We start from the raw sequence: 13,965 nt of genomic DNA, 5'->3' as shown, positions 1-13,965 counted from the left end.
CTATGAATTCTAAAATAAAAACACTTAACGAAAAATTAGCCTTATCTAAATTGGGTGGAGGCCAAGCTCGAATTGATAAACAACACCAAAAGAAAAAATTAACCGCTAGAGAACGGATTCTCTACTTGTTAGACGAGGGGTCTTTTGAGGAAATTGGAGCCTTAGTTACCCATAGAACCAAAGACTTTGGTATGGAAAACCAAAAGTTTTATGGGGATGGTGTGGTTACGGGTTATGGCACCGTAGATGGACGCTTAGTCTATGTATTTGCGCAAGATTTTACAGTGTTTGGTGGTTCGTTATCCGAAACTCATGCCGAAAAAATTTGTAAAATCATGGATATGGCTGTTAATGTTGGTGCACCAATTATCGGCCTTAACGATTCTGGTGGTGCGCGTATTCAAGAAGGTGTGCGCTCTTTGGGTGGTTATGCCGATATTTTTTATAGAAACGTACAAGCCTCTGGTGTTATTCCCCAGATTTCTGCAATTATGGGTCCTTGCGCTGGTGGTGCTGTATATTCCCCTGCAATGACCGATTTTACCATAATGGTGCAAGATACCAGTTACATGTTTGTAACTGGACCTAACGTGGTAAAAACGGTAACCAATGAAGAGGTGACTAGTGAAGAACTTGGTGGTGCGAGCGTACACTCAACTAAATCTGGTGTAGCTCATAAAACTTCTGCCAACGATGTGGAATGCCTTGAAGATATTAAAAAGCTGTTAAGCTATTTACCACAAAGCAACAGAGAAAAACCGGAAGATATAGCTTTTGAACTTAAAGATGAAGTAAGAGAAAGCCTTTCTGATATCGTTCCAGATAATCCTAACAAGCCTTACGACATGCATAGTGTTATTGAAGGTGTCATTGATGATGGTTCGTTCTACGAAATTCATAAAGACCATGCAGAAAATATAATCGTAGGTTTTGCTCGACTTGGTGGAAAATCCATAGGAATTGTGGCTAATCAGCCTATGTTTCTAGCGGGAGTATTGGATGTAAACAGTTCTAAAAAAGCAGCACGTTTTGTGCGTTTTTGTGATGCATTTAATATTCCATTATTAGTATTCGAAGATGTCCCAGGTTTCCTACCTGGAACAGATCAAGAGTGGAATGGTATTATTGTTCATGGTGCTAAATTGTTATATGCGTTTAGTGAAGCAACGGTACCAAGAGTTACCGTTATTACTCGTAAAGCCTACGGTGGAGCTTATGATGTGATGAATTCCAAGCATATTGGTGCCGATATGAATTTTGCTTGGCCAAATGCAGAAATTGCGGTAATGGGAGCTAAAGGTGCTGCTGAAATTATTTTTAAACGTGAAATAACAGCCGCTGAAGACCAAGAAGCAAAATGGAAAGAAAAGGAAGCAGAATATGCAGAACTTTTTGCTAATCCCTATAGTGCTGCAGAACGTGGTTATATAGATGAAGTTATTCTACCTAAAAACACACGAAGAAAATTAATTAAAGCCTTTAGCATGCTTGAAAATAAAGAGGTTAACAAACCCAAACGCAAGCATGGTAACATTCCTTTATAATAAAAGACAACAAAAAACCCGATCGTGAAATCGGGTTTTTTTATTTTAAAATTTAGAGCGTTTTAAGCTTCACAGCTTGTACACTCCTTCTTTTGTTTAAACTTCTGTGCTGCGTTCATACTATGTTGATAGTACAGTGACTTTAGACCCAACTTCCAAGCTGTAACATGGATTTTATTAATTTCCTTTACAGACATATCCGGATGCACAATAATATTAACGGACTGTCCTTGGTCTATATGATTTTGTCTGTTGGCCGCCTGATAGATGATGTCCAATTGATCAATTTCAGAATAGGTTTTAAATACATCCTTCTCTTCATCCGTTAAAAAATCGAGATGTTGTACTGACCCATCGTAATCTCTGATACTTCTCCAGACTTCGGTAGTGTTTTTCCCCTTAGATTCTAAAAAGGCTTCCAAGTATGGATTCTTAATAGTTGTCTTTATTTTAGCAATATCCTTAACATAAATGTTAGACCATATGGGCTCAATACCCTGAGACACCTGCCCTAAGATAAATGCTGAAGATGTTGTTGGTGCTACAGCGTTTAAGGTCGCATTTCGTCTTCCATATCCTTTAAGTACTTCTGGTTCTCCAAAACGCTCTGCTAACTCTTCTGAAGCTTTATAAGATTTTTCCTTTATAAGTTTAAAGATCTCACTATTGAGGTTAAAGGCTTCTTGACTATTAAACGCTAACATTTTAGACTGTAATAGAGAGTGCCATCCCAACACTCCTAAACCAAGTGCTCTATTAGCCTTAGCAAAGTTATATGCACGTTCCATGAACAAGAACGTTTGTTGATCATCTCTATTCGGTGAGTCTTTATAGGCTTCTAACTTTTCTGTAAATTCCGTGATGATCGCATCAAGAAAATATACCATAGTTTCTACTGCATCGGTATCTTTCCACTTTTCGTAGTGCAATACATTAATTGATGACAAGCAACAAACGAACGACCAGTCATCGTTTGATGGCAACATAATTTCAGTACACAGGTTGCTGGCATAGATTGGAAGTTTTTTGTCTTGATATACATCCGCAGCGCCATTATTCGCATTGTCCGTAAAGAAAATATACGGATAACCCATCTCGCCTCGTCTTTGTAAGACTTTTGCCCAAATAGTACGCTTTTCTACATCACCATCAATCATTTGCTGCATCCAATCACTCGTTACGGTAACACCGTGTGTTAATTCTTGTATCGGATTACCTTCTGTACCAATCTCCAAGAATTCCATAATATCCGGATGTTCTATAGGTAAATATGGTGAAAAACGACCACGTCTTACAGACCCTTGACTTACAACATCGACCATAGACTCAAATAACTGCATGATATGTACAGCACCTGAGGCTTGTCCGTTATTTTTAACAGGCGCACCACGATGTCTAATTTTTCCGAAGTAACCGGAAGTACCACCACCCAGTTTAGACATCATACCTACCTCTGATTGGGTGTAAAGGATATTACCCATATCATCATCTACATGTGAACCAAAGCAAGAGATAGGAAGCCCTCTTTCTTTACCAAAATTGGACCATACCGGTGAACTTAATGAGAAATAACCAAGGGACATATAGTTAAAAAACTTATCTGCATACCCTGGAATACCCAAAATTTGCTCAGCTCTATCTGCAATTTCCTTAATACGCTCTTCAGGGGTTACACCTTCTGTTAAGTAACCTGATGCTAAAAATTTCCGGCTGTGTTCTGTTAACCAGCTAAAGTCACCATCTGTTTTTACTTTTAATTGTTGTAATGACTTTTTTCTGGCATTTAATAATTCGTTTTCTGTTCTGTTTTCTGTTTTGTTTGTGCTACTAATCTGGTTTTGTTCTATCATTTTTAAAAAAGGTCATCACTGGTTATACTTTGGGTTCTTTTGCTGTAGTTTATGGAACGTTTCACGAAGAAATCACCATGTTTGGTCCCTATGATTTCATCGTCAAACCATTCGGTCTCTGCTAATAGTTGTTCATCTATATTAAAAATAGAATCAATACCGATACTCTCTAAAGACTTGTTAAATCTGTTTTTAAGGAATTCGTTGACAACGGCTTTTGGTAGGAAATCAATCTCACCTTTCTCAAAAATCCAGTCTACGATTTTACTTTCTGCGTCAAAGGCATCTCTACACATATCTTGTACAGTTTCATTGTAACTTTCATCAAACCATTCTGGATTTTCATTCTTAATAATCTTAATTATATCAATTCCAAAATCTCCATGAATTTGTTCTTCTTTAGAGGTAGCCTCTACGACATTGGATATACCTTTTAGTACATTTTTATATTTATTAAAAGCCATGATAATAAGGAACTGTGAAAATAAAGACACATGTTCTATAAATAGTGAGAACAGTAAGACTGCATCGGCGTAAGCTCTGTTATCATCACTCTTAGAATTTTTTAAGGCATTCTCTAAGTATTGAACACGACGCATAATGACGGGTTTCTTCTTTAAGTCCTTAAACTCCTTGTTTAAGCCTAAAATTTCCAGTAAATGAGAGTAGGCATCATGGTGTCTAACTTCACTTTCAGCAAATGTAGCTCCAACAGATCCGATCTCTGGTTTTGGCATTTTGTGATAAATATCACCCCAAAATGATTTTACGGCAACCTCAATTTGAGAAATAGCCAACATTGTATTTTTGATGGCGCTACGTTCTACATCCGATAATCCTGCTTTAAAATCTTGAATATCACTGGTAAAATTAAATTCCGTATGAATCCAATATGAGTGTCGTATAGCAGGTACATATTCATACAAATCTGGATATTCGTAAGGCTTAAGATTTATTCGCTTTTCAAAGATGTTGGTCTTACGCTTTCTAGCCTGTTCATCTCTGTAAAGAATATAGGCTTTAGCCACATCAAAAAATGAATTTTCCATCAGCGCATTTTCTACCGCATCTTGGATTTCTTCTACCGTAGGAACATATTTGGGTTCACTTTCCTTTTGCTTTAGCAACACATCTAAAACACTTTGAGAAATACGTTCTGCATCTTCTAAACTTCCATGTTCTAGAGCGGTCATAGCCTTTAAAACGGCATTGGTAATTTTACTAAGTTGAAATGGTTTTGTGGAGAAATCCCGCTTTTGAATATGTGTGATTTGCATGAGGAAAATATTTAGATTAATAATTTGGACGAGATCAAATATCTAATTTATTCCTCCCTTTTTCCAGCATTAAAATTCATTTTTTTTAACACTGTTATTAACATTGTGATAACATTAAATAAACATCAAAGAAAACCACGATTTACATAATTATCCTCAATAAAAATGTCGTTTTTTAGAATTTGATTAAAAATTAATTAATGAAATTCAGCAAGAAATAGTTATTAAAAGTTCTTAACTAAATAGGTGAAAAACCATAATAATTTCTTAACTGTCCAGAAGTCTTCTGTGGTAATTGATCTGCCCCAAATGATAAGCCAAATGCGTAGAAAGATGTACTAAAAAATAGCCCGTGGACATGGGCTTATTAAAAACTTTAAGTTCATACTCCCTTTCCAGATCTGTAGTTGTTAGGTCAGCCAATACTTTAGCAACAATAGCTTTTGTGGCTTCGATATTAGTAATCATCTCAATTTTGGGAACATGGGTTCTGGTAAATTCCAACTCACGTTGTCTCGCATAACCAGTATGCCCTAAAACGGCTCCGATAAAATGATTTAGGTTGCCAATGATGTGCAGACATAAATTTCCTGCTGAATTGGAAATATCCTTTGTTACCATCCAAAGTCGATCTTCGTTTTGATAGGCTTCAATTTCTTGTTTTAAAGCATCGAGGTCTCTGTGAAAAATAGTTTCTAGTGTTTTAGTGAGCATCTTAACAAAGGTTTAATAGTTATGGAACCTATTACTCTCAAAAATAGGTAATAAATAGTTTACTTTTGCGCCATGGAAAAACAAAAGCGATCTCAGTTTGAATTTGTAGTGTTAATGGCATCATTAATGTCTATTGTAGCACTATCTATCGATGCTGTTTTACCTGCCCTACCATTAATTGGAAATCACCTAAGCGTAAATGAACCTCTGGAGCTCCCCAAATTAATTACCTCTATTTTTTTAGGTCTAGGCATTGGCCAACTTATTTTTGGTCCTTTATCAGATAGTTTTGGAAGAAAACCTATTGTTTACATTGGTTTTGTTCTCTTTATAGTAGCTTCAATAATTTGTATCACTACCAAAAGCTTTGAGATGATGCTTTTTGGAAGAGTCCTACAAGGCGTTGCACTTGCGTCACCACGAACCATGTGTATTGCTATGGTAAGAGACTCTTATGAAGGTGATTATATGGCAAAGATTTTATCCATTGTGGTCATGGTTTTTATCCTTGTTCCAGTGGTTGCACCAACTTTAGGTCAGTTTTTAATGACCCATTACCACTGGACCTCTATATTTACCTTTAACCTTATATTTGGAATTATAGTGGTGACGTGGTATTGGCTGAGACAACCTGAAACGCTAAAGGACAAATATCGCATACCCTACAGGCTTGCCATTTTTAAAACTGGAACACTACAGTTTTTTAAAATTAGATCTGCAGTGATCTATACCTTGTTGTCTGGTTTTATTACTGGATCGTTTATGGTATATCTTAGCACATCGCAACGCATTTTTGAAAAACAATACAACCTTGCCGAAGAGTTTCCTCTGATATTTGCCAGTCTCGCCACCTCTGTTGGGTTAGCTACGTTTCTTAATAGCCAATTGGTGATTCGTTTTGGTATGAAAAATATTGTACACACCGCAATGGTAAGTTTTGTAGTGATATCCTTATTGTTTATTACGCTGTTTAATTCTGGTAATAATCCAAGTATTGGCATTCTCATTACATTTTTTGCACTTCAATTTTTTACAATAGGATTTTTGTTTGGTAATCTACGTGCCTTGGCCATGGAACCTATGGGACATATAGCCGGAATTGGTTCTGCATTAAATGGTTTTATATCCACTGTAATGGCAGTGCCCATTGCTAATTATATCGGAAGTTTTGTGGTGAATTCCGTCACCCCATTATTTTTTGGATTTTTAGTTTGTGGACTAATTTCTCTTACCTTGTTTTATTTAAACAGCAGAAGTATTTCTAGAGTATTAGACAAAGCCTAGTGTGTTTTCTTTATTTTCACAAAGCTTTATAAGCTTAAAATTGGGTTGTTGTCTGAGGTTTTCAATTCAGATTTTCTATAAAATCTCCAAACTACCTTTACCTTCCCTCACGACTTCAGGTGTATCGTCAGAAAGATCTATGATGGTAGAGGCTTCATTGCCACCATAGCCACCATCAATTACCACATCAACCAAATGATCCCATTTCTCAAGAATGAGCTCAGGATCTGTGGTATACTCAATGATATCATCTTCATCTCTTATAGAGGTTGAAATAATGGGATTACCTAAGGCATTTACCAATGCCAAAGCAATACTATTATCTGGCACTCTTATCCCAACAGTTTTTCGTTTTTTAAATGGACTTGGTAAGCTTTTAGAACCAGGTAGAATAAATGTGTATGGACCTGGCAGCGCCCGTTTAAGAATCTTAAAGGTAGATGTGTCAATTTGTTTTACATAATCACTAAGATTACTCAAATCCTCACAAACAAAGGAGAAATTGGATTTTTCAAGCTTCACCCCTTTAATCTGGGCGACGCGTTCCATGGCCTTTAGATTAGTAATATCGCAGCCCAAACCATAAACCGTATCGGTGGGGTAAATTACCAAACCACCACTCTTTAAGACCTCAACAACACTTTCAATCGCCTTTGGATTAGGATTTTCTGGATATATCTTAATGAATTTTGCCATAATTTAAAGATACGCATAAATGCTAAAAAAATGATAATCTTTTTTGAGGTCGTAACATTTTTTATGTCAAACAGTCTATATAGTATGCATCAATCAATCAAAATCATAATCACGCTCTTAATCTCTGCAACTATTTTTGCAAGCGAAAGGAACTCCTTGAAGGATGTTCCTCCATTTAATTTTACCAAAGCAGAGTTTGTCAATGCCTCTACCACTCGTATTCCATTTAAAGTAATAGACCAACTTATTGTTGTTGAGGTAGATATTCTTAATGAAGTTGGTGATTTTATTTTAGATACTGGCTCTGAAACCCTTATTTTAAATAGTGCTCATTTTAAGCCTACACGCCAATACGGCATTGAAGGTCAGCAAAAAAGTGGAGTGAACGACCATATTGAAGACGTAAAAGAAAAATACCTAAACCTACTCAGTATTAATGACATTAACCTCAAAAAACTGAATGCCGACGTCATAGATCTGTCACATATAGAACGCACCAAAAAGATTAAATTACTGGGAATTATTGGTTATAGTGTTCTTAAGGATTTTGAAATCTTTATAGATATGCACCTTAACCAGTTAACCTTAACCAAAATAGACAATGAGGGCAATAAGGTATCCGATAAGGTGTATGCAGAAACCATTATGGATAGTATAGATTTTACTCTAAAGAAACATACGATTATCCTAGAGGCCTATGTAGGTGAAAAAGCAGTGAAATTTGGTTTAGATACAGCTGCTGAATATAACCAACTTAATGAAACTCTCGATTCGGAAATTTTAAATTACTTTTATCCTAACAAAGAATTAAAACTAACAGGTGCCAGCGGTAATAAGAAGAAAGTTTTGGCAGGAAAATTGTATAGTGTTAAACTGAGTGATTCTATTTATTTTGGACCTATGAAAACCGTTCTTGCCAATTTGAGAAAAATGAATGCTGCTTTTGGTGCGCATTTAGACGGTGTGCTGGGTTTTGAATTCTTCTTACAAAAAAGAACAATTATTAATTACAAAAAGAAAAAGCTGTATTTTTTTGCTAATCCAATAGTTTCGCCTTGAGATTAAAACAATTCAAAATATTGTCGCTAATCGGCCTTTTGTTTCTAACCACCAGCTTAAATGCACAAAATAGCAAGGGTTATAAAATCGAAGGTGATACCGTCATTTTTGTTTTTGATGTCAACGACTATCCTAACATTAAATACAATGGAGATCCAATAGATTATGTCTGTGTTTCTGGAGAATTTAATAATTGGGCTAAAGACGAATGGAAAATGAACAAGATTAACGAAACTGTTTATGAGTTACGAAAAGACCTTTCTACATTTACTTCGGATTTTGATTGGGAATTTAAGTTTATCGTCAACGGTATTCATTGGGCTGAACCTTCAGATGATTTCGAAAACATAGTAGATGCCAGAGACTACAATGGCCATAAGTTAATGACTTATAATCTTAAACTCTATAGTGCCTTTGCAACGGATTATGGCAATGTCACCTTTAAACTCAAAGGCTACAAAGATGCAGAAGTAGTAATGCTCAGTGGCACTTTTAATCGTTGGGATGAAACAGGTTTTAAAATGAAACCCACAGATTTTGGATGGGAAGTCACATTACAGCTCAAACCTGATATTTATCAGTACAAATTCATTATAGACAAGGACTTATGGATTACTGACCCTAATAATCCCTCAAAAATTGAAAATGAGTTTGGAGGCTATAACTCTGTCATCGATATTAAAAAAAACGTCACATTTAAACTTTGTGATTACCTAGAGGCCAAATCCGTTATTCTTAGTGGTGATTTTAATGATTGGTCAGAAGATGATTATAAAATGACTAAAGTTGATAACTGTTGGGTATATACTGAGAAATTATCTGGCGGAAAGCATCATTATAAATTTATTGTGGATGGAACGTGGATTACAGATCCCGAAAATTCAGTAAAGGAATACGACGATGAAGGCCATATCAATTCCGTTTGTATGGTAAAATGATTAGCTTATAATCTCCAATTTGGCAAAACGAAGCAAAAGTTTTTTAGTATCACCATTTTCAAATTTAATTTCTGCTTTTAAATCACCACCAGCACCTTCAATTTTTAGGACTTCACCCCTACCAAACCTTTGATGGTTTACTACGTTGCCAACAGTTAATTTGGTGTCAAAAAGATTAGAACCAGTGTTGGTTTGACTTACTGGTTTTAGCTTTTTTGGTGTACTAATTTGAAAATTCTCTGGTTTTTTTGTCTCCTTCTTTTTGAATTTTGGTGATTTTGGTTTTGAAAAACGAACTTTATTAGGCTCAATATCTCCAAATATAGAGGCATCTAACATTGGGTTAAAGCGTTGCTCTTTTAACGGTGTGGTGATGTTAATAAACTTATTGTCAATTTCTTCTATAAATCGGCTAGGCTCAGCATCGATTAATTTTCCCCATCGATAACGCGACACCGTATAAGTAAGATAGGCTTGCTTTTCGGCACGCGTTAAGGCCACATAGAATAGACGTCGTTCTTCTTCGAGCTCACTTCTGGTATTCATACTCATCGCACTCGGAAATAAATCTTCCTCCATGCCCACGATAAATACGTGCGGAAACTCCAAACCTTTAGCGAGATGAATGGTCATTAGAGCCACGTGATTAGGATCTCCCTTGTCGCCATCCAAATCAGTGGCCAACGTAATATCTTCTAAAAATTCCGCCAAAGACCCAGTACTGTCCGCAACTTCTACTTGACCTTCAACAAAGTCCTTTATACCGTTGAGCAATTCCTGAACATTATCCAATTTGGTTACACCTTCTGGCGTGCCATCTTTACCCAGCTCACGTATTAACCCACTAGTCTTAGCAACATGCTCGGCAAGTTCAAAAGCATTCGCATTTTGATTCATTACCTTGTAGCTTTCAATTAAGGTTACAAAATCCTTAAGCTTATTTTTAGTCCCATTATTGATATTTATAATTACGTTATCAATATCCGCCATGATATCATAAATGGTCTTTCCTGTGGCATTTGCGGCTACTACCAATCGATCTACAGTTGTCTGACCAATACCACGTGCAGGATAATTAATAACACGTTTTAAGGCTTCTTCGTCCGAGGTATTTAAAATCAAACGTAAATAGGCCGTAACATCTTTAATTTCCTTGCGCTGATAGAACGATAACCCACCATAAATCCTATAGGGAATATCGCGCTTTCTTAAGGCATCCTCAATAGCACGCGATTGTGCATTCGTTCTGTAAAGTACTGCAAAATCACTATTTTGTAATTGTTGATTCATTTTGGTTTCCCAAATAGTACTGGCTACATAACGGCCTTCATCTGCATCAGTCATAGAACGGTGCACAATCACCTTTTCACCAACATCGTTTGCTGTCCAAACGATTTTATCGAGTTTGGTTTTATTATGCTCTATTACCGAATTAGCTGCGCCAACAATCATTTTGGTAGATCGGTAATTTTGCTCTAACCGGTAAACATTGACATCGTCATAATCCTTCTGAAAATTCAGAATATTATTTATGTTGGCCCCACGGAACGCATAGATACTCTGTGCATCGTCACCTACGACACAAATATTCTGAAAACGATCAGACAAAGCCCTAACAATAAGATATTGTGAGTGGTTGGTATCCTGATACTCATCTACTAATATATACCTAAAACGATCTTGATACTGTGCTAAAACAGCCGGAAAGCGTGTTAAAAGCTCGTTAGTTCTTAATAACAAGTCATCAAAATCCATGGCACCAGCCTTAAAACAACGCTCTACATACTCTTTGTAGATCTCTCCCATTTTTGGTCGTCGCGCCATGGCATCAGCTTCCATTAGTTCAGGATTTCTAAAGTAGGCCTTTACGGTAATTAAACTATTCTTATATGATGAAATACGACTGTATACCTGTTTGGTTTTATAGATGTCTTTATCCAGCCCCATTTCCTTAATGATAGAACCTATTAATTTTTGCGCATCTTGTGTATCGTAAATGGTGAAGTTACTTGGAAAGCCTAAATGATGCCCTTCAAACCGTAGAATTTTAGCAAAAACCGAGTGAAAAGTTCCCATCCAAAGGTTCTTAGCCTCACTATCACCAACAATAGCTGCAATTCTGCCTTTCATTTCGCGTGCTGCTTTATTGGTAAAGGTTAATGCCAAAATATTAAAGGCATCTACTCCCTGACTCATTAAATAAGCTATGCGATACGTAAGCACACGGGTTTTACCAGAACCAGCTCCTGCAATAACAATCATTGGACCGTCTTTCTGCAATGTTGGTGCTAACTGTGCTTCGTTAAGTTGACTGAGGTATTGTTCCAAGACTTCATTTTTTCAAACCGTGAAAATACGTATAGTCATATGTTTTTCCATAGCAAAAACCCATAAATTATAAACAAAATATCAAGAGTTTGATATGATCTATTTTCAATATCTTAGTGCAAATTTTAATTTCTGATAATGGATGCCACACTAGAATTCTTCAGCAATATTCCCTGGTGGTTATGGATTATTATTGCTTTGCTAATTGTCGCAATAAGAGACATCTTTTTTCAACGCAAACACACCATTAGTCACAATTTTCCAATCGTAGGTCATTTGCGTTACCTCCTAGAAAGTATTGGTCCGGAGATGCGCCAATATTTTGTTGCTAACAATAGGGAAGAATTACCTTTTAATCGCATTGAGCGTAGCTGGATTTATGCTTCTGCAAAAAAGGAAAATAACTACGAGGGCTTTGGAACGGACAGGGACATTTACGCCTATCAGCATATTTTCATTAATAACGCAATGATACCCTATAAGGTTGAAAAAAATCATCCTAATGCTCTTGATAAAACTTTTGTTCCTTGTGCCAAGGTTATGGGAGCTTACAACAAACGTAAACGACCTTACCGTCCAGCTTCCATAATCAATGTGTCCGCCATGAGTTTTGGGTCATTATCTGCGAAAGCCATCGAATCCCTGAACAAGGGAGTGAAGCTTGCCAATGCTTACCACAATACAGGTGAAGGTGGCTTATCTCCCTATCACCGTCATGGTGGTGATGTTATTTTTCATTTCGGTACGGGTTACTTTGGTGTTAGGGCCAAGGATGGTAACTTTTCGATGGAAAAAATGGTCAAATTAGTTGAAGACAATCCATTTATAAGAGCGATTGAAATAAAACTATCACAAGGTGCCAAACCTGGTAAAGGTGGTGTGCTTCCTGGAAAGAAAATTACTAAGGAAATTGCTGAAATCAGAGGCGTGGAAGTGGGTAAAACAGTCTTATCACCACCCAACCATTCGGCCTTTTCAACCATACCAGAATTAGTTGATTTTATCGAGGAGATTGCCGAAGCTACAGGTTTACCTGTTGGTATTAAAGCAGCCATTGGTAAATTGGACCAATGGGAAGAACTTGCACAAATTATGGAACGTGATAATCGTGGTCCTGATTTTATCACCATTGATGGTGGCGAAGGTGGAACTGGTGCTGCACCACCAAGTTTTGCAGACCATGTATCCTTACCTTGGATTTATGGGTTTAGTGATGTTTACAAACTATTTCAAAAACACAATCTTACAGATCGTATTGTCTTTATTGGCAGTGGTAAACTTGGTTTTCCGGCTAAAGCAGCAATGGCTTTTGCCATGGGAGCGGATTGTATCAACGTTGCACGAGAAGCAATGATGAGTATCGGTTGTATCCAAGCACAGATTTGCCATACAAATCGTTGTCCAGCCGGAATAGCCACACAGAAGAAATGGCTTCAAAATGGCATTGATGTCCCTTTGAAATCAGAACGACTGGCACAATACTTCAAAACCTTTAGAAAAGAATTGATAGAGATTACACACGCTGCAGGTTATGAGCATCCTTGCCAATTTAATATGGGTGATATTGAAATGAATGTTGATGACCATAACCTTACAAAAGCATTTAAAAATACCTTCAATTACGAAAAAACACCAGTTACTTTTAAAAGCATGCAAGATTTAAAAGAATGTGTTTATCTTGGCGGTATAAAAAATAATATCTAACTATAAGTTTCTAAATACAAATTACTAGACAACACCCATGGAGCAACAACTTCTTAATTTATTAATGTACACAATACCAGCCTTGGTGACTGGAGCCATTGCTTTTCTTTTTTTTAGAGAACATATTGATAATGAAAATAACAGACGTCACTTTTTAATCAAAAGAGATTTAAAAAAAGAATCATTTCCATTAAGGCTTCAAGCCTATGAACGTATGTCGCTTTTCTTAGAACGTATAAAACCACAAAAACTGTTAACAAGAATCAATCCAACTTCATCAAATAAAGAGGATTATGAAAATTTACTTGTAGCAACAATTGAACAAGAGTTTGAGCATAATTTAACCCAACAAGTCTATGTTACTGACCAATGCTGGAGCATTATTATGGCTGCAAAAAATGCTACTATTCAACTTATTCGCAAAGCGAATATGAACGAAAAAACAGACAGTGCCGATAAATTACGTGAGGTTGTTTTAACGGAACTCATGGACAAACCTGCACCTAGCAATGCAGCCCTTTCGTTTATAAAAGAAGAAGTTAGGGAGTTATGGTAAAGAATGACCAGCTCA

Annotated in this window: 11 protein-coding genes; 6 read left to right on the top strand and 5 right to left on the bottom strand. The window is 36.5% G+C overall.

From position 1 onward, the window contains the following. The first annotated feature begins 2 nt into the window (after nucleotides 1–2). Nucleotides 3–1,544: an acyl-CoA carboxylase subunit beta gene (locus tag ACFQ1K_RS08210; RefSeq protein ID WP_320556318.1), complete on the top strand. Its 1,542-nt coding sequence runs from the start codon at nucleotides 3–5 to the stop codon at nucleotides 1,542–1,544. Between the two features lie 62 nt (nucleotides 1,545–1,606). On the opposite strand, the gene ACFQ1K_RS08205 is transcribed toward ACFQ1K_RS08210, so the two are convergent. From ACFQ1K_RS08205 to ACFQ1K_RS08195, 3 genes are all read right to left on the bottom strand, one after another. Further along, nucleotides 1,607–3,394 carry a ribonucleoside-diphosphate reductase subunit alpha gene (locus ACFQ1K_RS08205; RefSeq protein WP_320556319.1) on the bottom strand — a complete coding sequence of 596 codons (1,788 nt, stop codon included), beginning with the start codon at nucleotides 3,392–3,394 and terminating at the stop codon, nucleotides 1,607–1,609. 2 nt (nucleotides 3,395–3,396) lie between these two features. Beyond that, nucleotides 3,397–4,671 (bottom strand): ribonucleotide-diphosphate reductase subunit beta, encoded by a 1,275-nt coding sequence (locus ACFQ1K_RS08200; RefSeq protein ID WP_320556320.1) that lies wholly within the window; start codon nucleotides 4,669–4,671, stop codon nucleotides 3,397–3,399. A 267-nt stretch (nucleotides 4,672–4,938) separates the two neighbouring features. Continuing rightward, nucleotides 4,939–5,385 carry a DinB family protein gene (locus ACFQ1K_RS08195; protein WP_320556321.1) on the bottom strand — a complete coding sequence of 149 codons (447 nt, stop codon included), beginning with the start codon at nucleotides 5,383–5,385 and terminating at the stop codon, nucleotides 4,939–4,941. Nucleotides 5,386–5,457: 72 nt separating this feature from the next. Here ACFQ1K_RS08195 and ACFQ1K_RS08190 point away from each other — a divergent pair, with 72 nt between their 5' ends. After that, nucleotides 5,458–6,669, top strand: coding sequence for a multidrug effflux MFS transporter (locus tag ACFQ1K_RS08190; RefSeq protein ID WP_320556322.1), 1,212 nt, complete (start codon nucleotides 5,458–5,460; stop codon nucleotides 6,667–6,669). 75 nt (nucleotides 6,670–6,744) lie between these two features. Here the strand turns inward: ACFQ1K_RS08190 and ACFQ1K_RS08185 are convergent, their stop codons facing one another. After that, nucleotides 6,745–7,365, bottom strand: coding sequence for an L-threonylcarbamoyladenylate synthase (locus ACFQ1K_RS08185; protein WP_320556323.1), 621 nt, complete (start codon nucleotides 7,363–7,365; stop codon nucleotides 6,745–6,747). An 84-nt stretch (nucleotides 7,366–7,449) separates the two neighbouring features. On the opposite strand from ACFQ1K_RS08185, the gene ACFQ1K_RS08180 reads away from it, so the two are divergent. Further along, complete coding sequence (locus tag ACFQ1K_RS08180; RefSeq protein ID WP_320556324.1) at nucleotides 7,450–8,424, top strand: hypothetical protein; 975 nt, start codon at nucleotides 7,450–7,452, stop codon at nucleotides 8,422–8,424. Between the two features lie 38 nt (nucleotides 8,425–8,462). Next, the gene (locus ACFQ1K_RS08175) at nucleotides 8,463–9,362 is read left to right on the top strand and encodes a hypothetical protein (protein WP_320556325.1); all 900 of its coding nucleotides are present in this window, start codon (nucleotides 8,463–8,465) and stop codon (nucleotides 9,360–9,362) included. On the opposite strand, the gene ACFQ1K_RS08170 is transcribed toward ACFQ1K_RS08175, so the two are convergent. Beyond that, nucleotides 9,363–11,690 carry an ATP-dependent helicase gene (locus tag ACFQ1K_RS08170; RefSeq protein WP_320556326.1) on the bottom strand — a complete coding sequence of 776 codons (2,328 nt, stop codon included), beginning with the start codon at nucleotides 11,688–11,690 and terminating at the stop codon, nucleotides 9,363–9,365. It lies immediately after the preceding gene. Between the two features lie 138 nt (nucleotides 11,691–11,828). Between ACFQ1K_RS08170 and ACFQ1K_RS08165 the strand changes: the two genes are divergently transcribed. After that, nucleotides 11,829–13,394 (top strand): FMN-binding glutamate synthase family protein, encoded by a 1,566-nt coding sequence (locus ACFQ1K_RS08165; RefSeq protein ID WP_320556327.1) that lies wholly within the window; start codon nucleotides 11,829–11,831, stop codon nucleotides 13,392–13,394. 37 nt (nucleotides 13,395–13,431) lie between these two features. Then, entirely contained in the window at nucleotides 13,432–13,950 is a 519-nt protein-coding gene (locus tag ACFQ1K_RS08160; RefSeq protein WP_320556328.1) for a DUF7935 family protein, read from the top strand. Nucleotides 13,951–13,965: the final 15 nt, after the last annotated feature.

It is taken from the genome of Winogradskyella aquimaris (genome assembly GCF_042676105.1).
In the GTDB taxonomy this organism is placed as follows: Bacteria; Bacteroidota; Bacteroidia; order Flavobacteriales; family Flavobacteriaceae; genus Winogradskyella; species Winogradskyella aquimaris.
This window is presented reverse-complemented; position numbering and strand designations above follow the sequence as displayed.